This is a genomic window from Bifidobacterium sp. LH_416 (assembly GCF_056357055.1).
Genome location: NZ_JBKEVJ010000002.1, coordinates 178,142 through 202,348 on the forward strand (window position 1 = coordinate 178,142; position 24,207 = coordinate 202,348).

The following is a 24,207-nucleotide window of genomic DNA, read 5'->3' on the forward strand; positions in this document are numbered from 1 at the left end:
TAGTTCATGACAATCAATCATTCGGCGAATAATTCACCAACCATTCGCCATGAACCACCACTCAGCCGGCACAATAAATCACACTGCGTAGGCAGACCAGCGGCCGTGACTGTGCTCCACTTCGATGGGCATGCCGAACAAATCGGAGAGGCGCTCGTCGGTTAGGCCTTCTTCGAGCGGACCAGAATAGACGATTGTTCCAGCACCCGGGTTGCCCATTACGTCCACGCCTTCGGCGGTGGCATCCTCAGCGGGAATTGGCTTGCGGCCCATGATGGCGATATGGTCGAAGCCAGCCGGAATCTCCTCAAGTCGATGCGTGACCAACACCACCGCGCGATTGGAGCTTTCCTCACCAATACGGCTCAACGTGCGCATCACCTGCTCGCGACCACCCAAATCAAGACCAGTGGTCGGCTCATCCATAATCAACAATTCCGGGTCACCCATCAAAGCACGAGCAATCAGCACGCGCGTGCGCTCGCCTTCGGACAAGCGCCACATTTGCTTGCCTTCCAAGTAGCCCACGCGGAAATCATGCAGAAGACCACGGGCTCGCGCGTACTCCTCTTCGGTGTACGTATCCTGCCAGCGGCCGGTCACAGCGGAAAGACCAGTGACTACGGCATCAAGTGTATCTTCGAAATCCGGGAACTGACGGCCCAAGTCAGCGGAGGCTAAACCAATGCGCGTGCGCAGCTTGAACACATCGTATTTGCCAAGCTGGTGGCCAAGAATGAATACTCGGCCTTCCGAAGGGAAGGTGCGCGTAGCGAGCATGCCCACCGCCGTAGATTTGCCGATGCCGTTCGGCCCGAACAAAACCCACCGCTCCCCTGCGTTGACGGTCAGGTTCACGTCGGTGATGATTACGCGGCGATTGCGGCGGAATTCAACGTTATCGAGTTTGAGAACTTCGGTAGGCATAGTGAAAATCCTAGAACATATAGCAGTTGTAATAACAACATGAAGGGAGAGGCTCGTCCTGTAGACGATGTCTCTCCCTCCGTCACGCTGCGCGTGCCACCTCCCTCGTCAGAGGGAGGCTGAACTCGACTTACTTCTGCTCGTCGAGTACGGACTGGTAGACCTTGACTGTTTCGTCAGCAATGGACTCCCAGCTGAATACGTCGCGGGCGCGCTCGTAGCCGGCCTGGCCCATATTCTTGCGAAGTTCCGGATCGGCCATGATCTTGTTGATGGCGTCGGCCATGTCATGGACGAACTTGTCCGGATTAGTCGGGGTGCCGGTACCATCGTGCAGCTGATCAATCGGGACCAGGAAGCCGGTCTCGCCATCCACCACAACCTCAGGAATACCACCGGTTGCGGAAGCCACCACAGGCAGACCGCAAGCCATGGCTTCAAGGTTCACAATGCCCAACGGCTCGTAAATCGACGGGCAGATGAAGGCGTCGCAGCCATGTTCCAGAGCGGACAGCTCGTTCTTCGGCAGCATCTCCTCAATCCAGATGATGTTGCCGCGTTCCTTGTCCAGCTCGGCGAAGGAGTTCTTGACCTCTTCCATAATCTCCGGCGTATCGGGAGCACCGGCGCACAGCACAATCTGGATGCCCGGGTCCACGAAGTGCAGAGCCTTCAGCAGGTACGGCAGGCCCTTCTGACGGGTGATGCGGCCTACGAACAGCAGGGTCGGCTTGGAGCGGTCAATGTTGTAGCGCTCAAAGACCTTCCAGCCCGGATCATCATCTGCCGGGGTGGCGAACTCAGACATAGTGATGCCGTTGTAGACCACAACCACCTTATCCGGGTCGAGATTCGGGTATGCGGTCAGAATATCGTTGCGCATGCCACCGGAAACGGCAATCACGCGGTCGGCATGCTCATAGGCATCTTTCTCGGCCCAGGAGCTCAGGTTGTAGCCGCCGCCGAGCTGCTCACGCTTCCACGGGCGGAACGGTTCCAGAGAGTGGGCGGTAATAACCAGCGGGGTGCCATGCAGCATCTTGGCCAAGTAGCCGGCAAGGCAGGCGTACCAAGTGTGTGCGTGGATGATATCGGCATCGACATCATTGGCGATTTGCAGATCCACACCGAACGTCTTCAGTGCACCGTTCGCATCAGCTAGTTCAGCCGGGGTGTCATAGCCCACAACCTTCAGGCTACCCTTGGCTTCAGCGGCGTTCGGAATCGCCGGCACATCAGCTTCGGTGCGCTTGCCGTCAAAGGCGCGTACGGTTACATCGATACGTTCAGCCAGAACCTTGGACAGCTCCTCAGCATGCACGCCTGCACCACCATAAACGTGCGGCGGGTATTCGCGGGTGAGAATGTCGACCTTCATTGGACTGCCTCTCCTTCTTTCATCAGAACACTGGAAGCAAGTTCTACTTTAAAGCACAAGACCCGCAAAAACGCACAACTTCCGACGTGCGTTTTGCATTAACTTCGCCATCAATGATCCCGCTAAACCATGCTCGAATCAATTCGTGCATTCACGAACGCAATACTGGACTATGCATACATTCCTCGCCTAAACTAGACAGTACTTGCACAGGTCTCAACAGAAGGGGAATCATGACCGAGCAACAACCACAAAACCCCTATGGCAAGCCACCGCAGTCTCAGCCATATGGGCAATCCAATAGTCCCACTCAATCCAACCAATACAGGCAACAATCTAATCCATACCAACCTCACCAACCCGTTCAGCCCAATCAGTATGGAGCACAGTATGGTGCGCAATACGGCGGCCCTGCTCAACAAGGAGGCAATCAACAGCAGCCGAATCCATATACGCAGTATTCTGGCCCTACGAATCCTCAGCAATATCCATATACTCAGCAACCTCACCCCTACCAGCAGTCTGGTGTGCATTATCAGAATGCACATGCATCCACTAATCCACAACCGACTCAATCTCCGTACTATTACACTCAACCAATACAGAGAAGAAAAAAGCGCGGACTGAGCGGCGGCGGCATTGCAGCCATCGTGATTTCAGTGATTCTGATTCCGGTACTGCTCTTTGCAGCTATTGCCGCAGGCTTTTCCGCCATGGCAAACAAAGCCTTGAATGATGCTGTTCAGCAGGCTCAGAGTCAATCGGAGCAACAGCAGGAGACTCAGCCAAAAGTCACATACATCACAATGAAGGATCGTCCTTCTTACCAAACAACGTACGAGTATGTGAACGGTAAGTACGAGCAGTACAGTCAAGAAGCGCTTGATGACTTGCAAGGCTTCATGGATAAATACCGCATTCCGATTACGGATGACGGCGGTAAATACGTCACTGATTTCATCGCAGTATTAGGTAAATACTCCAATAATTTGCAACTCATCGGAGATACCATCGGCATCGATGCTGACGAAATGGACGATGTAATCGCGTCTTACAAAACCGATACGGATACCGTAGAGGAGCATTTTAAGAAAGGCGAACCGCTCGGCGTACAGGTCACGCTTAAGGGTGCCAATGGCGACACGTACACGGTTGATGGTCAGAATTCCGTGGAATTAAAGCCTTTGTGGGCTGATTTGGAACCCAAGATTGCAGCTGCAGCTAACAACATGGGTTCCAATTACCGTGAGAGCGCACAGAAAATCGTTGAACTTGCAGGATTGCAGATCAACTGGGATTTCAATGCCGGCAAGCAATACTGCACAAAGTCTTCCTCGAATAATCCGGATATGCAGGCACTCGAAGATAAAGAGACGTTTGCATATTATTGCCCAGTTACGCCAAATGTTATTTACGCCAATACGGACGCCAATGGATGGGATACGGATTACGCCCCGGCCGCAGCAATTCGCCATGAGCTTGCGCACCATGCCATCCACATGTACTGCGGCACAATTCAGCCGCCGGTAGTGATGCAGGATGGCGTGAACCGTTTCGAAGGCGTGACCAATAGTTATGCCATCAAATACCTTGGCGCCGATGCTAATTGGCTTAAGCAGAGTGCCGAATATGCCGCGCAGAATCATCATGAGCAGTACCTGATGAATGATTACACGGATAAGGCCGCCGAAGCTATTCATCGAGGCGAATGCGAGGCGATTCAGTAAGTTCCCGCGTACATAATGATGTTTTAGACACTCAAACCGTCATTATGTACGCGGCTCAACGGTACTCCCGCAAACATAGTGATGTTTTAGACGCAAAAACCGTCATTATGTTTGCGGCAAGCTCGTTCAGCCGCGTACATAATGACGGTTTTCATCTATCTGCGTGCAATCAGACGGCGGTACCATTCTGATCAAGGTTCGGATTGTCCTTGGAGTTGCCTGCAGTGAAGAACAGGCTGACCACACCGACAATAAACACGCCGGAGACAGTAGCAATCAGCCACATCGGATGGCTCGGCAGCCACATCACCACAAAGAAAGCGATGATGGCCAGCGCAATCAGCGTCCAGCTGCCCACACGGAACCACTGGCGAACTGAATGTGGTGCTTTGAACATCTTCGGATTCGTATAGTTCGGATTGGTGGTCAGCAGGGTTTCGGTCTCTTCAACCTTGCCGCCGCTCGGCTTCCATTCCTTACCGTCCGTACCTTCCTGCAGACGGATGGACTTCTGCTGCAGCTGATATTCGTCAATCATTCCTGAACGACCACGACCCTGAGTCTGGTCGTATTGTGAAGGCACTCCCCTGCGATTAGCCTTAGCCTGGGCACGACGTTCTGCACGATTCGGCATTGATCTACTCCTGTCTCAACGATGACACTGTTGGCTATAATACTCGCCTACGCACGAAACTATGGCAATGCGCTCAGTCGGCAATGCTGTAGGTTTGCGTATGGAAGTCACAAGTGACCGAAGCCCCGTTCGCAAATACTGAACGCTGCACCAATGGGTCACCTTCGACGAATTCGTGGCGAACCAGTTCCTGCATGCCTACCTGTTCGTGGAAGCCTGCAACAATCTGGCATCGTTCGATTTCGTTTTCGGTTCGTGCACGTTGTTCGGCGTCCATGTCACCGTCCACACCAATGTATGCGGCATCACGAATGAGGTATGGCGCACCACCGTTCAGCAACGCGTACAGCATGTAATCGTCACCATCCACTACACGATCCATCATCCACGGTTCGATGACGCAATCATGGTAGACGAGGTTGTACAGCGGCACCGGCACGCCTTGTCGTGGTGCACTTGGTGAGCGCATCTGGAAGTCATAGGGTGCGTAATGGCAGAACACGAGGCTCGGCACAGCCCAATCAGAGACCTCTTCGGAGGAAGACAGAATGCCGTGCGACAGCAGGTATTCGAAGCATTCCGCGCGGCGATCGTAGCACTCGCGACGGGTCATGCGGTGTTCGGGATTGGAGCATTCGTCGCCTTCGTTGCAGGTGAACACATCCAAATATGCGCAATCGAGTTGAATGCCGTGCGACGCGATTTCAGCAAAATTACGGCGCACATAATCCGGGGCAAGCTCTGCGCACAGGTAGGTTTGATGTCCGCCTGCCCAACGCGCATGCTCCGGCATCGTACCGTCGGCCAGACGAATGGCATTATTCGTATCAAACGTTCTCGCGGTGAAGTAGTAGTCACGATACTGGTCATGAGTGCCGAAGATATCGCCTTGCGCATGGCAGGCATCTACCAACGCTTTCATGCCTTCCCATCCGCCAGCTTCCTGGCAAGCCGGCAAATAATCAGGGTGCTCGTTGTCATATCCCGGCTGTGCCCAGCCGTCCAGATGCATGTAGAGTCGGCCGGCACCCATGCTATGCAGTGTCTGCATTTGCTTGATTCGCTGGGCAAATGTGACCAAGGATCCGTTGTTTTCCGGATGTTCCTTATCAAAGTAGTAGGAATCAGGCTGAACCTTGGTTTTGATGCCGACGTGCACCCAAGAACGGCCAATCAAATCGCGTACAGAAGGATTGCGCGCAGCCTTCTCGGCAAGGGTGCGCAGACGGCCACGCTCGTTGACATACGCACGATATGTCTTGCATACCGCAGTGTGGTCGGCATGCTCAAGGAAACGGTATCGCATTACACGGCGGTAATCCATGGTTCCCAGGCTTGGCTCGAACCATGTGCCAATATGCGTGTACGGACCATCGGCTGGATGGTCGATGCCATAGCCGGCATTCCATGGGGTTTCGCAGATGGCAATATAACCGTCACCTTCCTCGCGCAGTTGCGCGAACCATGGCATGTATCCTCCAGCTGTTTCGAATCGTCCCTCGAAAGCAATGTCTTTCGTAGTGACAGCGGTAGGCCATGTGTTGGGAATCATCACGCCTTGCTCATGGGTGATTAGCGTAGCATCGTGACCGTTCGAACGGTCGAATTCCATTGCGACCGGCCACACTACTTTGGTGACATCCAATCCCTGCTCGTTGAGCGGAATCCACTCGAACAGCACATCGCCTGAAGCTCGTTCAATCCATACATACGTGCAGAACGCGTACGCGCTGTGCGCGAATCCGGTGAACATGCTGCGTACGCCTACTCCAGTGCCGGTTTCCCTGTACTCATGGGTGATGGATGCAGCATCAGTAAACGAGAATGTACCTTGCGTGCTTTCCAGCTGAGGTTTGCTGCCGGCGCGGGTGTTCCATTCGGCTCCGTTGCGCTGGAATGTGAACTGCAATGTTCGCTCATCAAAGCGCACGGTGGTACCGGATGCGGTGAATTCCATGATGTGCTGTACTCCTGTTGTCTATTCTGTTGTAATTACATTTGATTATGCTGATGCGCCTGTTTGCATCAGAACGCCCGCCATTCACTTCGGGACGGCGGGCGTCATTGTTTGCGCTATGTGCGCTGTGCTGCATGTTCGGCTGTCTCACCACTGACTATGGTACCGGTGATTTTGGCTCCGAAACTATAGGTCAATGTGAGATACCTCGAACATCACTTCTTAGTCAGCTCAGTGAATACCGGGCCGCCACCATAGTCGAATTCGACACCGGAGACGGATGAGGTGCTCGCTGCAGTGGCGTTTTGGTTCCACAGCGGGATGGCGGGAAGATCCTGCAGCAGAATCTCCTCTCCCTGCTGGTAGTACTTATCCGCTTCCTCAGTGGATGGTGCAGACAGTGCCTTGTCCATCAGCGCATCGAATTCAGGGTTCTTGTAGTTACCCGAGTTTGCGCCCTTGCCGTCAGCCGAGCTGGATGCGTAGAGCTGCACCAAGTAGTTGTCTGCGGACGGGTAATCCGGGCCCCAACCGCTGCGGTATGCGGTAGTCATATTGCCGGAATCCACGTTGGACAGGAACTCATCAGATGTAGACATTGGCGCAGCTTTGGCATCGATGCCCAACGAATTCTTGATGTAGTTGCATACGGCTTCAACCCAACCCTTAGCATTACCGTCTGCGTTGTAGGCGATTTCGAAATCACCAGACCACGGGGAAATGGCGTTGGCCTTGGCCCACAGTTCCTTGGCCTTCTTCGGGTTGTACTTGAGCACGCTATTGCCCTTGAGGCTCTTGGAGTACGCACTAATCGGGGCTGCCAGGAAGTCGACGGCCGGAGTGGACGTGTTGTTGAAGATCTTCTCGGCGATGGTCTTGCGGTCGATGGCCATGGAGATGGCCTGACGGCGGAGGTTGCCTTCCTCATTCTGGCCGAAGTGATCGAGCCACTCAGGAATGGTGAAGGAAAGCGTGTTGCCGCCCGGCTGGTTATAGGACTTCAGCGACTTATCGGACTGGAAGGTCTTCAATGCGGTGGATGGGATTGCGTGCGTGAAGTCGAGGTTGCCGCCACGAAGATCAGCGTAGGCGGAGTCTGGAGACGTGTAGATCATGAAGTCGAGGCCGTCGTTCTTGGCCACGCGGTTACCCTTGTAGTCGGGGTTCTTCACCATCTTGATGCTGCGGTTGTGCGTCCAGGAGACGAACTTGTACGGACCATTGCCAACCGGGTTTTCGCCGAACTTCTTCGGATCCTTGAATGCGGATTCAGGCAATGGCATGTAGGCGTGGCTTCCGGCCTTCACGGGGAATGCCGAATCAGGCTGGCTCAGCTTCACATCGATGGTGTAGTCATCCACGACCTTCAGGCCAGACAGTGTGGCGCTTGGGTCCACATCCGATGCCTGCAATGCATCATAGCCTTCGATGGTGCTGAAGAAGCTAGCGCTGCCCTGCTTGTTGGCGCTGTTAGCGGTGTAGTTCCAGGCATCCACGAACGAATGAGCGGTGACAGGAGTGCCGTCCGTGAACTTCCAGCCCTTCTTAATCTTGATGACGTAATGAGTGGCGTTGTCGCTGGATGTGATGCTTTCCGCAACTTCGTTGTGAATGCCGCCGTTGGCATCGTAGGTGACCAAGCCGGCGAACAGCTGATCGACAACCTTGCCACCGCCAGCTTCGGTGACTGCGCCCGGGAACAGCGGGTGCGCGGGTTCGCTGCCGTAGACGGAAATGATGTTGGAGCCTGCTGTGCTGCTTGCATTATCTGATGTGCCCGTCGAGCCGCAGCCGCTCAGCAGCATGATGATCGCAGCACCTGCCGCGACTAATGAGGTTATGTGGCGTGTCTTCATAATTCTCTCCCACAGTATTGGCGTCGCCTCATGACGACGAAAGAACACCGTAGAAGCCGAATGTTAACTATATATACATATTCTCGAAATGTAAGAAACCTTAACAAAAAGAAACCCCTGCCGAGATTGGCAGGGGTTTCTCATGCTTGTAGTTGCTCTACTTTAGCGAGGCAGCATCATCGGGCGATCGCTGGCCTTGATTGGGGCTGGCAGCTCGCTGGTCTTTTCGCTGGAGAGGTATTCGTCCACTGCTGCAGCGCAGGAGCGGCCTTCCGCAATGGCCCACACCACAAGGCTCTGGCCACGGCCGGCATCGCCACAAACGAACACGCCATCCTGGCTGGTGGCGAAGTTATCGTTACGGGCAATGTTGCCGCGCTTGTCGAGCTCCACAGGCAGCTGGTCAAGCAACGTGGTGGTGTCCGGGTGCAGGAAGCCCACGGAGATGAGCACCAGGTCAGCCGGAATGACGCGCTCAGTGCCAGGCTGGCGAGTGAACGGACCATTTTCGCCGGGTGCCACGTTCACAATCTTCAGACCGGTCACGTGACCGTGCTCATCTGCCACGAAGCCCTCAGCGGTGGCAGAGTTCTCGATGGTGACCTTGGACTGTTCCTCTTCAGAACCGATGAAGTTCACCGAATCGGTGCTGTACAGGTACTCGCCGCCTTCGGCCATAGACGTGGTCTTCTGGTAGAGGCGCGCAAAGGTCGGCCAAGGCTGGTTGTCCGGACGAGTGCTCGGCTCCTTCGGCATGATCTGCAGCACAGTAACGTCCTTGGCGCCCTGGCGGATGGACGTACCGAGGCAGTCGGAACCGGTGTCGCCACCGCCGATGACCACAACGTGCTTGTCCTTGGCGGTGATGTCGTTAACCGGCTTGACACCGAAGACGCGACGAGTGGCATCAGGCAGGAAGTCGAGGGCGAAGTGAATGCCGTCGAGCTCGCGGCCCGGAATCTTCATATCGCGCGGTACACGGGAGCCGATGGCCACTACGACTGCGTCGTAACGATCGCGCAACTCATCCCAGGAGATGTCCTTGCCGATTTCCACGTTGGTACGGAATCGGGTGCCTTCGGCCTCCATCTGTTCGATACGGCGATCAATCAGGCCCTTTTCAAGCTTGAAGTTCGGGATGCCGTAACGCATCAGGCCACCGAGAGCGTCATCCTTCTCATAGACGACCACAGTGTGGCCGGCGCGAGTCAGCTGCTGTGCCACGGCGAGGCCTGCCGGGCCGGAGCCGACCACGGCAACAGTCTGATCGGTCAGACGCTGCGGCGGCAGCGGCTTCACGTAGCCGAGTTCCCATGCCTGGTCGATGATAGTGACTTCATCGTTCTTGATCATGGTCGGCGGCTGGTGAATGCCGAGCACGCAGGCCTGTTCGCACAGTGCCGGGCAGATACGGCCGGTGAACTCAGGGAAGTTAGAGGTCTGAGACAAGCGGTTGTATGCGTCCTCCCACTTGCCTTGGCGAACCAGATCATTCCATTCAGGAATAACGTTGCCAAGCGGGCAGCCGGTCATACAGAACGGGGTGCCGCAGTCCATGCAGCGGGCCGCTTGTTCGCGAGTCCACGGCTGAAGTCCGGATTCGGCGTGAACGTCGAACCAGTCCTTGATACGCTCCTCGATGGGGCGTTCAGCCAACTCGCGGCGGGTACGGACTTTCAGGAATCCTCTTGGGTCGCCCATGTCAGCGCACTCCTTCCGTGACGTGCTCGTAAACCTCTTCCCAGGCTCCGGGCGAATTGAAATCGATGTTGTTGGCCTTGGCTTCTTCCATGGCACGAGTCATGGCCAGATACTGCTTCGGAACCACATGAGTGAAACGCTTGACGGTTTCGTTCCAGTCTTCCAGCAGTGCTGCCGCGAACTGGGAACCAGTCTCCTCGGCATGCTGCTTGACCAAATCGTGCACCAGCTGTGCGGTTTCAGCGTTCAGCGACTTGAAGAGTAGGCTGCCGGACTTGATGGCACCAGGGTTGACCTTCTTCATGTCGAGATCCAGCACGTAGGTGTTACCGCCAGAGAAGCCTGCGCCGAAGTTGCGTCCGGTCGGGCCGAGCACCACAACGGTGCCACCGGTCATGTATTCGCAGCCGTGATCGCCCACGCCTTCCACCACGAACGTGGCACCGGAGTTACGCACGGCGAAACGTTCGCCTGCGCGGCCGGCCACGAACATCTGGCCGGAGGTAGCACCGAAACCAGTGACGTTACCGGCAATGACGTTCTCATGCTTATCGAAGGTGACGCCTTCTTCAGCACGCACGATCATACGGCCGCCAGACAGACCCTTGCCGGCGTAATCGTTGACTTCACCGTAGATGCGCAGGGTCTCGCCACGCGGGATGAACGCACCGATGGACTGACCACCAGAGCCATGCAGGGTCATGTCGATCGTGTCATCAGGCAGACCTTCCTCGCCGTAGCGACGAGTGATCTCGTAACCGACCATGGTGCCCACCGTACGGTTGACGTTGCGAATCGGCATTTCGATACGCACAGGCTCCTTGCGTTCCAGAGCCGGCTCGGAGAGCTTGATGAGCTCGTTGTCCAGAGCCTTTTCGAGCTCATGGTTCTGCTCGATGGTCTGGTGCAGGATGGTGCCCGGAACCGGGCCGGCCTGCTTCAACACGTTGCTCAGATCAATGCCGTCAGACTTCCAACGCTTGATTGCTTCGTTCTGATCAAGGCACTCGACGTGGCCAATGGCCTCTTCAAGGGTCTTGAAACCGAGCTCGGCGAGAATCTCACGCACTTCTTCAGCGATGAACATGAAGAAGTTGACCACATGCTCAGGCTTGCCGCGGAAGCGGGCGCGAAGCTCCGGATCCTGGGTGGCGATGCCCTGCGGGCAGGTGTTCTTCTGGCAGGCACGCATCATGACGCAGCCTTCGACGATCAATGCCGCAGTGGCGAAGCCGAATTCCTCAGCACCAAGCAGTGCGGCAACGACCACGTCACGGCCGGTCTTGAGCTCGCCGTCGCACTGGACGACGATGCGGGAGCGCAGACCGTTCAGAATTAGCGTCTGCTGGGTTTCGGACAGGCCGATCTCCCACGGGGTGCCGGCGTGCTTGATGGCGTTGAGCGGGGCTGCACCCGTACCGCCGTCGTAGCCGGAAATGAGCACCACGTCGGCATGGCACTTAGCCACGCCAGCGGCAATGGTGCCCACGCCGAACTCGGAGACGAGCTTGACATGAATACGAGCCTTCGGGTTGGCCATCTTCGCATCGTTAATCAGCTGCTTCAAATCCTCGATGGAGTAGATGTCGTGGTGCGGTGGCGGGGAGATGAGCTCCACACCAGGAGTGGCGTGGCGGACGTGTGCAATCCACGGCGGAACCTTGGCTCCAGGCAGGTGGCCGCCTTCACCAGGCTTAGCACCCTGTGCGAGCTTGATCTGCAAATCGGTGGCATGCACCAGGTAATCGGAGGTCACACCGAAACGAGCGGATGCGATCTGCTTGATGCGGCTGTAACGCTGCGGATCGTTGATACGATCCTCGGATTCGCCACCCTCACCGGAGTTGGAGCGGGCGCCAATGGAGTTCATGGCGATGGCGAGCGTCTCGTGGGCTTCCTGGGAAATGGAACCGTAGCTCATTGCACCAGTGGAGAAGCGCTTGACGATCTCGCTGGCCGGCTCAACTTCGGAGATGTCGATGGGCTTGCGGGTGTTCTTGAACTTCATCAGGCCACGCAACGTCATGAGACGGTTGGACGTGTCGTTGATGTGGTGCGAGTACTTCTTGAACATCTGGTAGTCGCCACGCTGGGTCGACTGCTGCAGCAGGAAGATTGCCTCAGGATCGTTCAGATGGTCTTCGCCGGTACGACGCCACTTGTAGTCGCCACCAGTCCTCAAGTTGCGGTGCGGGGATGCAGTCCACTGGTTCGGATAGGCAACACGGTGACGAATGGCCACTTCTTCGGCAATCTCATCCAAGCCAACGCCACCCACACGAGAGGTGGTGCCGGTGAAGTATTCGTCCACGACTTCCTGGCTCAGGCCCACGGCTTCGAACAGCTGTGCGCCACGGTAGCTCATGATGGTGGAGACGCCCATCTTGGACATGATCTTGAGCACGCCGGTGGAAAGTGCCTTGGTGAGGTTCTTCACAGCGGTGCGTTCGTCCACCTTGAGGTAACCGGTACGGGCCAGGTTTTCCACGGATTCGAAGGCCAGGTACGGGTTCACGCATGCTGCACCGTAGGCGATAAGCAGTGCCACATGGTGAATTTCGCGCACATCGCCAGCCTCGACTGCCATGGAAATCTGGGTACGAGTGTGGCGGCGCAGCAGATGATGCTGTACTGCGGAGGTGAGCAGCAGGGACGGAATCGGGCCCCACGTGTGGTTGGAATCACGATCGGACAGAACGATGAAGTTCTTGCCATTTTCGATGGCCTCATCGATTTCAGCGAAGATCTCATCCAGGCGTTCCTTCAACGCCTTGCCGCCACCGGCTACCTGATACAGACCCTTGACCACGTACGGACGGTAGTAGTCGCCGAGGATGCGGGCGCGGTCGAGACGCTTCAACTGGGCCATTTCATCGGAGTTGACCACAGGAAGCGGAATCAGAATCTTCTTGGCGTGCAGTTCGGAGTCAGCCAGCAGGTTCGGCTCCGGGCCGATGGCGGATTCGAGGGAAGTGACGATTTCCTCACGCTCCCAGTCCAGCGGCGGGTTGGTGACCTGTGCGAACTTCTGGGTGAAGTAGTCGAACAGCATACGGCTGCGGCTGGAGAGTGCCGGCAGCGGGGTGTCGTTACCCATGGAGCCGAGCGGTTCCTTGCCGGTGTTGGCCATCGGGGTCAGCAGAAGCTTCAGGTCTTCCTCGGTGTAGCCAAATGCACGCTGGCGGCGCTGCACCGACTGGCCGGAGTGGCTCACGTGCTCGCGCTTGGGCAGGTCGGAAAGCTCCACGGAGTTGCCTTCCACCCACTTGCGGTACGGGTGCTGGGCGGCGAGGTTCTTCTTGATCTCCTCATCCGGGATGATGCGACCTTCGGCGGTGTCCACAAGGAACATTTTGCCGGGCTCAAGACGACCCTTGGAAACGATGTGATCCTGCTCGGTTTCCGGCAATACGCCGGATTCGGAGGCGAGCACGATGTAGCCGTCATCGGTGAGCTGCCAACGGCCCGGGCGGAAGCCGTTACGGTCGAGCAGCGCGCCGACCTGGGTGCCATCGGTGAAAACGATGTCTGCCGGGCCATCCCACGGCTCGATAAGCGTGTTGTTGTACTCGTAGAATGCGCGCACGTCCGGGTCGAGATCGTTGTTCTTCTCCCATGCTGGCGGCAGCATCATGCAGATGGCATGCGGCAGGGAGCGGCCGGCGAGGTGCAGCAGTTCAAGGCACTCGTCGAAGGTGCCAGAATCCGAGTATCCCGGAGTGGTAATCGGCAGCAGCGGCTTGAACTCGCCGAGCAGTTCGGAGCTCAGACGGCCTTCGCGGGCGGACAGCCAGTTGCGGTTGCCCTGAATGGTGTTGATCTCGCCGTTGTGGGCCAGCAGGCGGAACGGCTGGGCCAGCGGCCAGCTCGGGAACGTGTTGGTGGAGAAGCGGGAGTGGACGATGGCCACGGTGGCCTTCATGCGCTCGTCAACCAGATCCGGGAAGAAGTGGGTGAGCTGCATGGTGGTGAGCATGCCCTTGTACGTGATGGTACGTGCGGACAGGGATGCGAAGTAGACACCGACTTCGTGTTCCACGCGCTTGCGGATGCGGAAGGTCTTGCGGTCGAGCTCCACACCGCCGAGGGAACCATCTTCGGATGCGATGACCAGGGTCTTGAAGCCGGGCATTGCGGCCAGAGCCTGCAGACCAAGGCCGTCCGGGTTGGTGGGTACCACGCGCCATGCAAGGACTTCGAGACCTTCTTCGCGCACAATGTTGGCGATGGCCTGTTCCTGCTGGCCGGAGGTCTCAATGTCACGATCCAGGAATGCGATGCCTGCAGCGTAGTGGCCGGCTTCAGGCAGTTCGGCCGGAATGGTGGCGCGCATGAATTCGTCTGGCATGCTCATCAGGATGCCTGCACCATCACCCGTGTTTTCCTCGGCACCCACGGCACCGCGGTGGTCAAGGTTCACCAGCACCTCGATGGCGTCCTTGACGATCTTGTGTTCGGGGCGCTTGTTCAATGTGGTGACCATACCCACACCACAGGCGTCATGCTCATTGGAGGGGTCGTACATGCCATCCGGAGCATGGACCGTGAGATCAAGCGGGGCTTTGAATGTCACCGAAATCACCTCAATTGCTTATGGGCACGCTAACAACGCGCCACTTCTCTAGGTTGCTGTTGACAGCGTAGCGTCGAAGCATGTCAATTACGTTTCGCTGTCCATATACCGAGTTGCGTAAAAAGTCAAGAGTCAATCTTAGCTTATTTTCTCCCTAGCCTCTCCCGAACCGCTCACGAAAGGTCAAATCGCTTATGGGAGTAAGGCTTTCCGGCGTTTCAATACGTCTCAGCAGGGTTCAAAAAGCGTCATCGGGGTTAATTTCTCGCTTTTACGGGAAAAGTGCCGAAAACCCTTGGAATCATTGGGATTCCAAGAATGAAAGTTTCACCGGGGTTCAGAACGTATCGAGACGATGTCCCCTCTATGTCCCCCGTTTCACGCACTCGAAAACCGGCATAGAGCCGGGTATGAACGATTATCAAGAACTCGATTGCGTGACGTTGCTGACCACCGAACAAGTTTCCGAACTGACCGGAATCTCCACTATGACGTTGAAAAGATGGAGAGGCGAGCACCGGGAACTCCCCTTCCTGAAGCTGGGGCATTCAGTCCGATACAGGATGATTGACGTTCGTTCCTGGATTGAATCCAATCTCACGGAAGCGAGCCACTGACATGGCACACGCTTGGATAGAAGACCGCTGGTTGAAGGATACGGCTTCCTCCGCCGAGAGACGAAGCCTTAACTCCGCACGAATCCCGGACAAGGCGAAGGTGGCCGAGGAGAACCGAACCGCCGCCTTCGGAACAGGCAAACGCTGGGTCGTGTATTGGATGGAACCGCTCCCTGGCGGTTCGCTCAAGCGTCGCAACAAAAGGTTCAGTTCAAAAGCGGAAGCTGAATCCTGGCGCACACAAGTCGACGACGACATTAGATCGAACCGTTATATCGACAAAGCCAGCGCGCAGCACACGGTATCGCAGGCGGCCGATATCTGGTTCGAAAAACGCGTTACGGTCGCCCCTGGAACTCTGCGAGGCCAGCGTCTGATTTACGAGAGACGAATCAAGCCACGCTGGGGTAACGCAGCAGTCGGATCCATCACTCCCCTAGCCGTGGAACTGTGGGGATCGGATCTGCTCAACGGCTCCGCGCCCGGACGCAAGCATCCGCTTACACCGGGCAGCATTCAGAACATTCGGAACGTGTTCAACCAGATTCTCGATGTCGCAATTCAATGCAGGTGGGTTAATGAAAACGCCGGCAGAAAGGCAAAATGGCCGAAAGTGAAAAGTAATAATGCAAAACGGCTGGTCATTCTTTCGACAGACCAAGTCACAGCACTCGCGAAAGCCTGTGACCGTATCGTCAACAAGAAGACCAGCGAGAAATCCACTGCCTGCAATGGTCTGTTCATCCTTTTCCTCACCTGCACCGGTCTCCGCATCGGGGAAGCCGCAGCTTTACGCGTTGGAGACATAGACAGGTTCTCCTGGACCGTATCTGTGACCAAAACACGATCCACAGGAAAAGATGGCTGCATATGGAGCGCAGAGGGACCAACCAAAAACGGCATTGACCGTATAGTTCCTATTCCGTCGATGCTGCATGACCGGCTTACGGACATTATGGCCGGTCGTCGTGCGAATGATTTCCTCTTCCATGACGCGGATGGATGCAGACTTAATTACATAGCATGGAGACATTCATGCTGGCTACCAGCGGTAACGGCAGCCGGACTAAACGGCATCAATAAACTCAGCCCTCATGCCCTGCGCCATACATACGCCTCAATGCTGATTGCCAATGGCACTGATGTGAAGACAGTCCAACGACTCATGGGGCACGCCAATGCCACCATGACTCTGGATACGTATGCTGCCCTATGGCCAGGGAACGAACAAACTGCCGTCGATAAGCTCAACCAGATGTGGAAGATCTAAAGGTCATGGAATATGACCAAAAAGTCTGAATCATGCCGAGGTCACGGGGCGATTGAATTGGCGACCGGGGTTTCACGGCCTCATGATTCCCCGCCGCGCGACCCTGTTTCCTGTCGCCCCGCGGCCGTGACGGATAAGGATGGGAGAACCGCATGCCACGGGACGGGGCTCCGGCTATGCGGTTTCTTCCGGACGATGGAGGACGGGAAAGGCCCGTACCGGGGGCATGCCGGTACGGGCCTTCGAGGGGAGAAGAGGGGGGGTGATGCGGTCAGCCGATGCCGCAGACTCCCTGACTATTGCAGGCGGATTCAGAGCCATCCACAGGACGGCCGGTTCCATGGGCGGCTCCGTGATAGTTGGGGTCGGCGTCCGGGAAACCACCGATCGAACCATTGGAGCCGGACGAGGAAGAGGAGGAGCCGGAATACGAGTACCTGGACGAGGAGGAGGATCGCGACGATTGGGCCTGAGCCTGAGCCTGAGCCGCAGCCGCGGCAGCGGCCTGCGCATCAGCATCCGCCTTCGCCTGAACACTGTCGTTCACGGCCTTCATCGCATCCTCGAGGCTTCTGCGGGCCTCGTCGATCCTGGCCGGATCGTTGCCGTCCTTCAAACCGTTGCCCGCGTCGATCGCCTTGCTCAGGTTGTCTCGGGTCGCGTTGTCGGCGACCTTCCCATCGGAATCCGACAGGAGTTTCGACGCCTCATCCAGCTTCGAGGAGAGGCTGGCTTTCGCGGTCTCCAACGTCTTCGCCGCCCTGGACTCGGTCACGCTCTTCACGGCCTTCGACAGCGACTTCGTGTGGGATGAATACCACTTGGCCTGGGATTCGAGCTTCGAAGACGCCTCGTTCAGACCCTTCGCGTCGTCGGCGACGCAGCCCGAGTATTCGGGGGCTGCGTTCTTCAACGCTGTCGCCAGGGTTTCGACGGTCTTCGCGTCCTTCACCTGATCTGATGTGATCGCGGAAGCGTCGCCGGCGTCGCCGTTCAGCAGATTGTTGTAGTCGTTAGCGGATTCCCTGACCTTCTCGGAGGCGGTCGCGCATGCGGTCTTCGCCACGGTCAACTCATGATTCGACCATGCGTGATACCCGCCGAAACCCGCAGCGACCAATACGACCACGCCTACCCCGGCGATGGTCGGGATAAGCCATTTCGCTTTTGGCTTGCCCTGGGCTTCCGCCGTTTCCGATGTGGTTGTCTCCGGCTTGATCACGGCCGGATCCTGGATTTCTTCCTTCTTAGTCTCCTCGCTCATGACGAACGCTTCTCCTTACCTATTACGCTTCGCGGGCTACAGGCTATCACGCCCATCACCCGTGGCTTCCAGATGTTTCGAATGATTCCGGGGATTCCCCACTTGCGTGATGGCTTGCCCCGGCCTGAAAAAAATGTCAACCAGTCACACCCACGCATGCGTCCCCCGTCCAGAAGAAACGACGGAACCCTCCGGTTCTCCCCGCATAGGGGTGTTTCGCGTCGCACGGAACAGGCCGTGCGGCATGGAACCAGAGAAAGGATGGGATGCGCATGCATTCTCACGATCTCAAAGACAAGGGCGGCGGACTGCTGAAACGGTTCGCCAAGGCCACGGTGGCGCTGATCGCGTCGGCCGCCACATTGGCCGGCGGCATGCTGGCCGCGAATACGGCGCAGGCGGCGGCGGGTCCCGGCTATTATGCGAACGCGACGAGCGGGAGCGCGGATGGCGGCTGGTGGATCGGCACGGGCGGCTTCTTCGTCGGCCCGCAGGATGACAGCAAACCGTACAAGTACTGCATCGATTTCGGCACATCCTACAAGTGGCAGGATGTGGCGAACGGGCAATGGCAGGACGCGACGGACGCGGACAGCCTCAAGCTCGCGTATCTGGCCGACAAGTACAAGGATGACGCGGATCCGGCCGCGCAGGCCGGCCTGGCCGTGCTCGTCCACGACAAGCTGGATCTGCATCCGGACCGGTGGAAGGAGGCGCGGGCGAAGCTCACGCTCGTGGGCGGCGACATGAACGCGGTGCGCGCGAAGGCCGACTCATTGTGGGCGGAGACGAGCAGCATGCCCGACAATATCAGCGGTTCCTATAAGTACGTGCAGGGCAAACGCAAGGGAACCATTACCGTTGCCGTAAAGAACGCCAATGGCGGGTATGTCAGCGGCGTCCCGTGGCGTATCGAAACTTCCGGCCCAAAAGCATGAGGGAATCCCCGCTCCGATCCAATGGAGGAAAGGAACGGGGATTCAACGCGAAGCGGGGAAAGAGTACATTACAGACAATGTCTGTGCCTATCAGCTGCAGGGAACCTGATATGAAGGGGAGCCATCAGTGGGATAGGCGAAGCACAAATCAGACCCACTGCCCCAGGAAGGCAGTCCGGACTGATTCCCACTGGAAGATCCATTATTTGAGCTCTGGCTACTGCCGGAACCGTTGGAGGTCGAACCTCCCGTATTCGTCTTCCTATAGGTGGTTCCGCCGGAGTAGTTAGAGCCTCCCCTGGAAGAGGATCCGGTGTAACCGGATGAAGTTTGGGCTTGGGCCGCGGCCGCGGCCTGCGCATCCGCATCCGCCTTCGCCTGAACGCTGTCGTTCACGGATTTCATCGCATCCTCGAGGCTTTTGCGAGCCTCGTCGATCTTCGCCGGATCGGTCCCGTCCTTCAGTTTGTTCGCATCGTCGATGGCTTGAGTCAGGGAATCACGCGTGGCGTTGTCCTGCACCTTGCCATCGGAGTCGCTGAGGAGCTTGGAGGCCTCATCCAGCTTGGAGGAGAGGTTCGATTTCGCGGTCTCCAACGTCTTCGCCGCCCTGGACTCGGTGACCGCCTTCACCGCCTTGCTCAGGCTCTTCGTATGGTTCTCGTACCATTTCGCCTGGGATTCCAGGGTCTCCGCCGCCTTGTTCAGCCCGTCCCTGTCGTCGGCGACGCAGCCCGCGTATTCGGGAGCCTCCGCCTTCAACGCGTTCGCCAAAGCGTCGACGGTCTTCGCGTCCTTCACCTGATCGGATTTAATCGCGGAAGCGTCATTGGCGTCGCCGTTGAGCAGATTGTTGTAGTCGTTAGCCGATTCCCTGACCTTCTCCGATGCGGTCGCACACGCGGTCCTGGCCACGTTCAACTCATGATTCGACCATGCGTGGTATCCGCCGAAACCCGAGCCGACCAGCACGACCACGCCGATTCCGGCGATGGCGGGGATAAGCCACTTCGGCTTCGTCTTGCCCTGGGCTTCGGCCTTCACGGATGCATCCTGATCCTGAATGTCTTCCTTCCTGATCTCCTCGCTCATGCGATTTCCTCTTCCTTGTGTTTACGCTTCGCGGTCTACCAGACTACAACGGGTCCGGTAGAACCGTGGCTGTGTTCATGTCTCCGATCATCCCGGGGATTCCACCACTGTTCATGATGGCTGGCCCCGGCCTGCAACAAAATGTCAACCAGTCACCCCCACGCATGCGTCCCCCGTCCGGGAGAAACGACGAATCCCCTCCGGTTCTCCCCGCATAGGGGTGTTTCGCGTCGCACGGAACAGGCCGTGCGGCATGGAACCAGAGAAAGGATGGGATGCGCATGCATTCTCACGATCTCAAAGACAAGGGCGGCGGACTGCTGAAACGGTTCGCCAAGACGGGCGCCGCGCTGTTGGCCGCGTCGGCCACGCTGCTGGGCGGCGCATTGGTCGCGAATACGGCGCAGGCCGCGGCCGGGCCAGGCTACTATACGAACCCGATGAGCGGTTCGGCGGCGGGAGGCTGGTGGGTAGGCACCGGCTCGTTCTTCCTCGGCCCGCAGGACGACAGCAAACCATACAAGTACTGCATCGAGTTCAGCAACCCGTACAACTGGCAGAACCAGGGCACGTGGACGCCGGTCGACTCCGAGGACGGGAAAAAGGCCGCGTATCTGGCCGACAAATACCAGAACAGCACGGATCCGGTAGACCAGGCCGCGTTGGCGTACGCGATCCACGACCACTTCGACCGCAACCAGGCATGGTGGAACGAAGCCAAAGGCAAGATGACGCTCGTGGGCGGCGACATCAACGCGGTGCGCGCGCGTGCCGCGACCATCTGGGCCGAGGCGAACGACATGCCCGCGGGCATCGACGCGTCCTACAAGTACACGCAGGGCAAGCGCAAAGGCACCATCGACCCGGGAATCAAAACCGGAGATGGACAATTCGTATCCGGAGTAAGCTACACGATCACATTGAAGGGGCCGGCGAAATTCGATGCGACCGGAACGAATACGATCAGTGGGACCACTGCTGGCGGTGAGATGCATATCCCGTGGACTGCCACCGGTAATGGAACGGTCACTCCTGTGGTTCAGTACAAGAATCCTCGGGTAGCTGTTTCCTCTTCCTCCAGTCAGGATCTTCTTACCTTGACCGATCCGGAGACGACGTCGGGGAACATCCAGTTTGAGGTGCGTCGTGATTTCCAGCCGACCGTCACCACCCAGACCAACACGCGCGTGCTGGAACGCGGCCAGACCGTCACGGATAAGGTCACTTCCGGCGTGAACACCACGAACCAGGACGAATGGGTGGACGGGGTGAGCGTCACCGCCGACGGCTACTACTACACCGGCGATCAGGACACCATCCTCCACGAGCTCCAACAGACGGGCGACATCAAAAACCCGGAGGATCCCGACGCGTATCTGGAACGCGTCAACGAGAAGCTCGGCGAGCCCGCCGCCACCGCCCAGACCACGTTCACCGGCAGCGGCCAGACCAACACGGTGACCGCGAAGAACGCGGACGGTACGGATTACGTGAACCCGGAGGACGGCAGGTTCGGCACCTGGCTGTGGATCATCCGCAAGGACAAGCAGCACGTCCTCAAATTAAGACACGGGTGCCCATATCGTTCATATTTTCATGTATCTCCGTTCCGTATTCAATAAACAACGTCAAATCCTTCTCCAAATCCCCCTCAGATATCGGTTCGAACGGTTGACGGCACAGGTATTCCTTCATTTCTGCATGCCCATTTGATGGCCTTGTACACATCTCCTGGCTCGCGTTTGACGTGATCAGGGTGTTGACGAAGCACCTCATCCTGCAGTGCTCGTAGAGCGTCCTCCAGCCATTTTGAAGAATGATGTTTCTCACGGTAGGCGTGAACTATGGCTACCGCTTGGGAAACAATCGCTCCATGTGTGGCACCCGGGTCGAAAGGCTGTTTCACACGCCATGGTTGTTCGCCGGTAGTTAGAGGTTCGGATGAATGATTCATAGATGGGCTCGGGACCTCTAGTGCAGCCGGCTCCAACCATTGCGCAATGGCCTCAGGCAGCAGGGGTATCCGACGCTCTTCTTGACTGGTACCATCTTCATTTGAAATCATCCGAGGTGAAGGCAACCGAATAATTCCTAGGTATACATGCTCACCTTGTTTATCAGTCCAGTGAGATCCGGGACCAACAACATAGGATTTCACACCCGGGCGCAAATCAATACGGGTATTGTTCACTCCAGTAGATGCCTTGACATGACCTATCCACTGATTCGGTGTTTGATAAATGAGATGCAGCCCATTGGGAGAGCGCATGACAACCGTATCCAAATCGTCAAGCGTTACTCCGGGGATACGCATCAGTGAATCGATTCCGTGTTCACCCCCCTGCTTTGGGGCATCGCAATCGATAATCAGCAGATTGCTCGTCAGCGACAGACCATACCTATCTGGTATTTTTAACGCTTGGATATCATGGAGAGGATGGCGGATTTTACTCTCATCGCTTTTCCAATCGCCTATGATTCCCTTCCCGTTCCATTGCGATGGCGATGGTGTGATGACCCATCCATCCAATCCTGTAACAGTCTGCAATAGATTAAGCTGTTGACGAGCATCCACAGCCTGGAGCGGGCGTGCATTCAACATTTGCGCATGCGTTTTCTGAACCAATTCTCGTTTGCGCTCATCCTCATCATCCTGCTCGGCCATATTGGCGGCATTCTGCCGTCGCCATTCATCGGCGAACGGCACGAAACGCTTCATATCTTTGATAAAGATGACTTGCCGGGTACGTCCGTCACCGTGTACGTCTCGCATACTACTCGTCGATAGACCCATCAACGACAATTGATCGGAGCGTTCCTTTTCACTTACATGCAGTTCCTTCAATTCCGGATGAGACACAGGAACACGAGGTTTGACGGGGAAACCGTCATTTTCCAATGGAGCACACGACATAAGCAGATCACGAACGGTTTTTCCATACAACGTCAAACCTTCAGTCAAACGGTTTATAGTTTCCGGATCGGGCCGGCCTTCCGCGAAACTAGCGGCCCCCGCCATGAGAGCGTCAATGATTCCATCATCCGGATTCATGCCATCGCCGAGATACATAGACCAGTGTAAAACCGTTTCTTCTGTGGTATCAGAACGGAATGGAACGGTCCATATGCGTCGACGCCATTCTGGCGTGGATGGAAGCGTACTACTCCGATTCGTCGCCGCAATCATGAACGCCATCACCGTATTCGTTGACACGTTTTGCTGAAGCAATCGTATAGACAGTGACTCGCCCGCCGTGGCTTTTTTGATATTTTCAACCATCCCTTGACCGGGATTAACAGCATCGGAATCATAAGCCAACAGGCCCGTGAGCAAACCCAGCGCAGCTTGATCATTTGTCGTTGACGAAGAGCGCGCCATTCCAAGCAATGCAGCAAGGTTGAACGGAGCAGCCAGCCGACCATACAATGCAGAGATAGATTTAATAGTCCTGCCCTTGCCATTTCCGCCAGGACCTGTAAGAAAGCCCATCCCGTGCATGTACGGCTGGCACACCGGCGCAGCAATGATACGAGCCAACATCTCAGCCGCCGCAGCTCCATCAACAACCGTCTGAGCCACACGCAAAAATCGGTCCGCTCTATCTTCGCAATAATCGATGGTTGGAAATGAGAGAGCCCAAATCATGCTAAATCTTGGATCGTCCGGTTCAACAACCGTTGTGTGAGATATTCCCGAAGTAGAGTACGTACGGGCAAAACCTTTATCCTTGAACTTCACCCCCAGCACCAGTCGTGCCTGAGGAATTCGAGACACAGCATGGCGTATAAAGTCGTCGATCCCAGACATATGCTCTGACGCAGCGATGCCGAATTCAGCTTCAACGCTAGCGATGGGATGAAACACGGTCCGACCATTCACCACGCTGCGGTGCCAGAGACGTTCGGTGCCCTCCTGAATAGCGAACGCGATTGGTCCACCTCCCATAGTCACGCGCAGCTCCGCCATCGCCATTGCAACGCCGGGAGAGCAAACAGGATTTCCAGAAGACTCTACTTTCGGAACTTTCAGTTGCCTACCATCAGGCGAAATCACCAACCAATCCTCATCAAGAGGGTCCACAACGCAGGACACGAGCTTCAACAACTTGTTGAAACTACTGAGCATGCCAGGGTAGACGGGAACAAGGGGCGCTGGCGGAAGCGGTTCAAAGCATTCGCCAAATTCATGCATAGGATCCTGAGAGGATGACATTTCGTACCTCCGATGCCGTTCGAGGACGCATGACCAGTGATTCAACGCGTCCAATCAATA

At 56.7% G+C, this 24,207-nt stretch carries 15 protein-coding genes; 5 read left to right on the plus strand and 10 right to left on the minus strand.

Annotation, left to right across the window (positions count from 1 at the left end; all coding sequences use genetic code 11):
• Window positions 1-78: 78 nt before the first annotated feature.
• Complete coding sequence (locus AC1AY0_RS05325) at window positions 79-927, minus strand: ABC transporter ATP-binding protein (RefSeq protein ID WP_476526008.1); 849 nt, start codon at window positions 925-927, stop codon at window positions 79-81.
• A 130-nt stretch (window positions 928-1,057) separates the two neighbouring features.
• Complete coding sequence (glgA, locus tag AC1AY0_RS05330) at window positions 1,058-2,305, minus strand: glycogen synthase (RefSeq protein ID WP_476526009.1); 1,248 nt, start codon at window positions 2,303-2,305, stop codon at window positions 1,058-1,060.
• A 233-nt stretch (window positions 2,306-2,538) separates the two neighbouring features.
• Between glgA and AC1AY0_RS05335 the strand changes: the two genes are divergently transcribed.
• Entirely contained in the window at window positions 2,539-4,032 is a 1,494-nt protein-coding gene (locus AC1AY0_RS05335; RefSeq protein ID WP_476525000.1) for a hypothetical protein, read from the plus strand.
• A 169-nt stretch (window positions 4,033-4,201) separates the two neighbouring features.
• Here the strand turns inward: AC1AY0_RS05335 and AC1AY0_RS05340 are convergent, their stop codons facing one another.
• From AC1AY0_RS05340 to gltB, 5 genes are all read right to left on the minus strand, one after another.
• Complete coding sequence (locus AC1AY0_RS05340) at window positions 4,202-4,666, minus strand: tripartite tricarboxylate transporter TctB family protein (RefSeq protein ID WP_476525002.1); 465 nt, start codon at window positions 4,664-4,666, stop codon at window positions 4,202-4,204.
• 73 nt (window positions 4,667-4,739) lie between these two features.
• A complete protein-coding gene (locus tag AC1AY0_RS05345) occupies window positions 4,740-6,623 on the minus strand; it encodes a DUF5696 domain-containing protein (protein WP_476526010.1) in 1,884 nt (627 codons plus the stop codon).
• Window positions 6,624-6,838: 215 nt separating this feature from the next.
• Window positions 6,839-8,479 carry a peptide ABC transporter substrate-binding protein gene (locus tag AC1AY0_RS05350; protein WP_476525006.1) on the minus strand — a complete coding sequence of 547 codons (1,641 nt, stop codon included), beginning with the start codon at window positions 8,477-8,479 and terminating at the stop codon, window positions 6,839-6,841.
• Between the two features lie 162 nt (window positions 8,480-8,641).
• On the minus strand, window positions 8,642-10,180 hold the full coding sequence (locus AC1AY0_RS05355; protein WP_476525008.1) for a glutamate synthase subunit beta: 1,539 nt from the start codon (window positions 10,178-10,180) through the stop codon (window positions 8,642-8,644).
• A gap of 1 nt (window position 10,181) precedes the next feature.
• A complete protein-coding gene (gene gltB / locus AC1AY0_RS05360; protein ID WP_476525009.1) occupies window positions 10,182-14,753 on the minus strand; it encodes a glutamate synthase large subunit in 4,572 nt (1,523 codons plus the stop codon).
• Window positions 14,754-15,163: 410 nt separating this feature from the next.
• Here gltB and AC1AY0_RS05365 point away from each other — a divergent pair, with 410 nt between their 5' ends.
• Both AC1AY0_RS05365 and AC1AY0_RS05370 read left to right on the plus strand, forming a co-directional pair.
• The gene (locus AC1AY0_RS05365; protein ID WP_476525010.1) at window positions 15,164-15,370 is read left to right on the plus strand and encodes a helix-turn-helix domain-containing protein; all 207 of its coding nucleotides are present in this window, start codon (window positions 15,164-15,166) and stop codon (window positions 15,368-15,370) included.
• Window position 15,371: 1 nt separating this feature from the next.
• A complete protein-coding gene (locus AC1AY0_RS05370) occupies window positions 15,372-16,640 on the plus strand; it encodes a tyrosine-type recombinase/integrase (RefSeq protein ID WP_476525012.1) in 1,269 nt (422 codons plus the stop codon).
• Between the two features lie 271 nt (window positions 16,641-16,911).
• Here the strand turns inward: AC1AY0_RS05370 and AC1AY0_RS05375 are convergent, their stop codons facing one another.
• Window positions 16,912-17,904, minus strand: a complete 993-nt coding sequence (locus AC1AY0_RS05375) for a colicin transporter (RefSeq protein WP_476526012.1) — start codon at window positions 17,902-17,904, stop codon at window positions 16,912-16,914.
• Window positions 17,905-18,176: 272 nt separating this feature from the next.
• Here AC1AY0_RS05375 and AC1AY0_RS05380 point away from each other — a divergent pair, with 272 nt between their 5' ends.
• Entirely contained in the window at window positions 18,177-18,842 is a 666-nt protein-coding gene (locus tag AC1AY0_RS05380; protein WP_476525015.1) for a hypothetical protein, read from the plus strand.
• A gap of 90 nt (window positions 18,843-18,932) precedes the next feature.
• Here AC1AY0_RS05380 and AC1AY0_RS05385 read toward each other — a convergent pair whose 3' ends face one another.
• Window positions 18,933-19,934, minus strand: a complete 1,002-nt coding sequence (locus AC1AY0_RS05385) for a colicin transporter (protein WP_476526014.1) — start codon at window positions 19,932-19,934, stop codon at window positions 18,933-18,935.
• Window positions 19,935-20,215: 281 nt separating this feature from the next.
• Between AC1AY0_RS05385 and AC1AY0_RS05390 the strand changes: the two genes are divergently transcribed.
• Window positions 20,216-21,556, plus strand: a complete 1,341-nt coding sequence (locus tag AC1AY0_RS05390) for a hypothetical protein (protein ID WP_476525017.1) — start codon at window positions 20,216-20,218, stop codon at window positions 21,554-21,556.
• Between the two features lie 29 nt (window positions 21,557-21,585).
• Here the strand turns inward: AC1AY0_RS05390 and AC1AY0_RS05395 are convergent, their stop codons facing one another.
• Window positions 21,586-24,126 (minus strand): bifunctional DNA primase/polymerase, encoded by a 2,541-nt coding sequence (locus tag AC1AY0_RS05395; RefSeq protein ID WP_476525019.1) that lies wholly within the window; start codon window positions 24,124-24,126, stop codon window positions 21,586-21,588.
• Window positions 24,127-24,207 lie beyond the last annotated feature (81 nt).

What these genes read in the sequence shown, in the direction of transcription:
- AC1AY0_RS05325 (WP_476526008.1), bottom strand. Translation starts at nt 927, where the DNA reads ATGCCTACCGAAGTTCTCAAACTCGATAACGTTGAATTCCGCCGCAAT.
- glgA (WP_476526009.1), bottom strand. Translation starts at nt 2,305, where the DNA reads ATGAAGGTCGACATTCTCACCCGCGAATACCCGCCGCACGTTTATGGT.
- AC1AY0_RS05335 (WP_476525000.1), top strand. Translation starts at nt 2,539, where the DNA reads ATGACCGAGCAACAACCACAAAACCCCTATGGCAAGCCACCGCAGTCT.
- AC1AY0_RS05340 (WP_476525002.1), bottom strand. Translation starts at nt 4,666, where the DNA reads ATGCCGAATCGTGCAGAACGTCGTGCCCAGGCTAAGGCTAATCGCAGG.
- AC1AY0_RS05345 (WP_476526010.1), bottom strand. Translation starts at nt 6,623, where the DNA reads ATGGAATTCACCGCATCCGGTACCACCGTGCGCTTTGATGAGCGAACA.
- AC1AY0_RS05350 (WP_476525006.1), bottom strand. Translation starts at nt 8,479, where the DNA reads ATGAAGACACGCCACATAACCTCATTAGTCGCGGCAGGTGCTGCGATC.
- AC1AY0_RS05355 (WP_476525008.1), bottom strand. Translation starts at nt 10,180, where the DNA reads ATGGGCGACCCAAGAGGATTCCTGAAAGTCCGTACCCGCCGCGAGTTG.
- AC1AY0_RS05365 (WP_476525010.1), top strand. Translation starts at nt 15,164, where the DNA reads ATGAACGATTATCAAGAACTCGATTGCGTGACGTTGCTGACCACCGAA.
- AC1AY0_RS05370 (WP_476525012.1), top strand. Translation starts at nt 15,372, where the DNA reads ATGGCACACGCTTGGATAGAAGACCGCTGGTTGAAGGATACGGCTTCC.
- AC1AY0_RS05375 (WP_476526012.1), bottom strand. Translation starts at nt 17,904, where the DNA reads ATGAGCGAGGAGACTAAGAAGGAAGAAATCCAGGATCCGGCCGTGATC.
- AC1AY0_RS05380 (WP_476525015.1), top strand. Translation starts at nt 18,177, where the DNA reads ATGCATTCTCACGATCTCAAAGACAAGGGCGGCGGACTGCTGAAACGG.
- AC1AY0_RS05385 (WP_476526014.1), bottom strand. Translation starts at nt 19,934, where the DNA reads ATGAGCGAGGAGATCAGGAAGGAAGACATTCAGGATCAGGATGCATCC.
- AC1AY0_RS05390 (WP_476525017.1), top strand. Translation starts at nt 20,216, where the DNA reads ATGCATTCTCACGATCTCAAAGACAAGGGCGGCGGACTGCTGAAACGG.
- AC1AY0_RS05395 (WP_476525019.1), bottom strand. Translation starts at nt 24,126, where the DNA reads ATGCATGAATTTGGCGAATGCTTTGAACCGCTTCCGCCAGCGCCCCTT.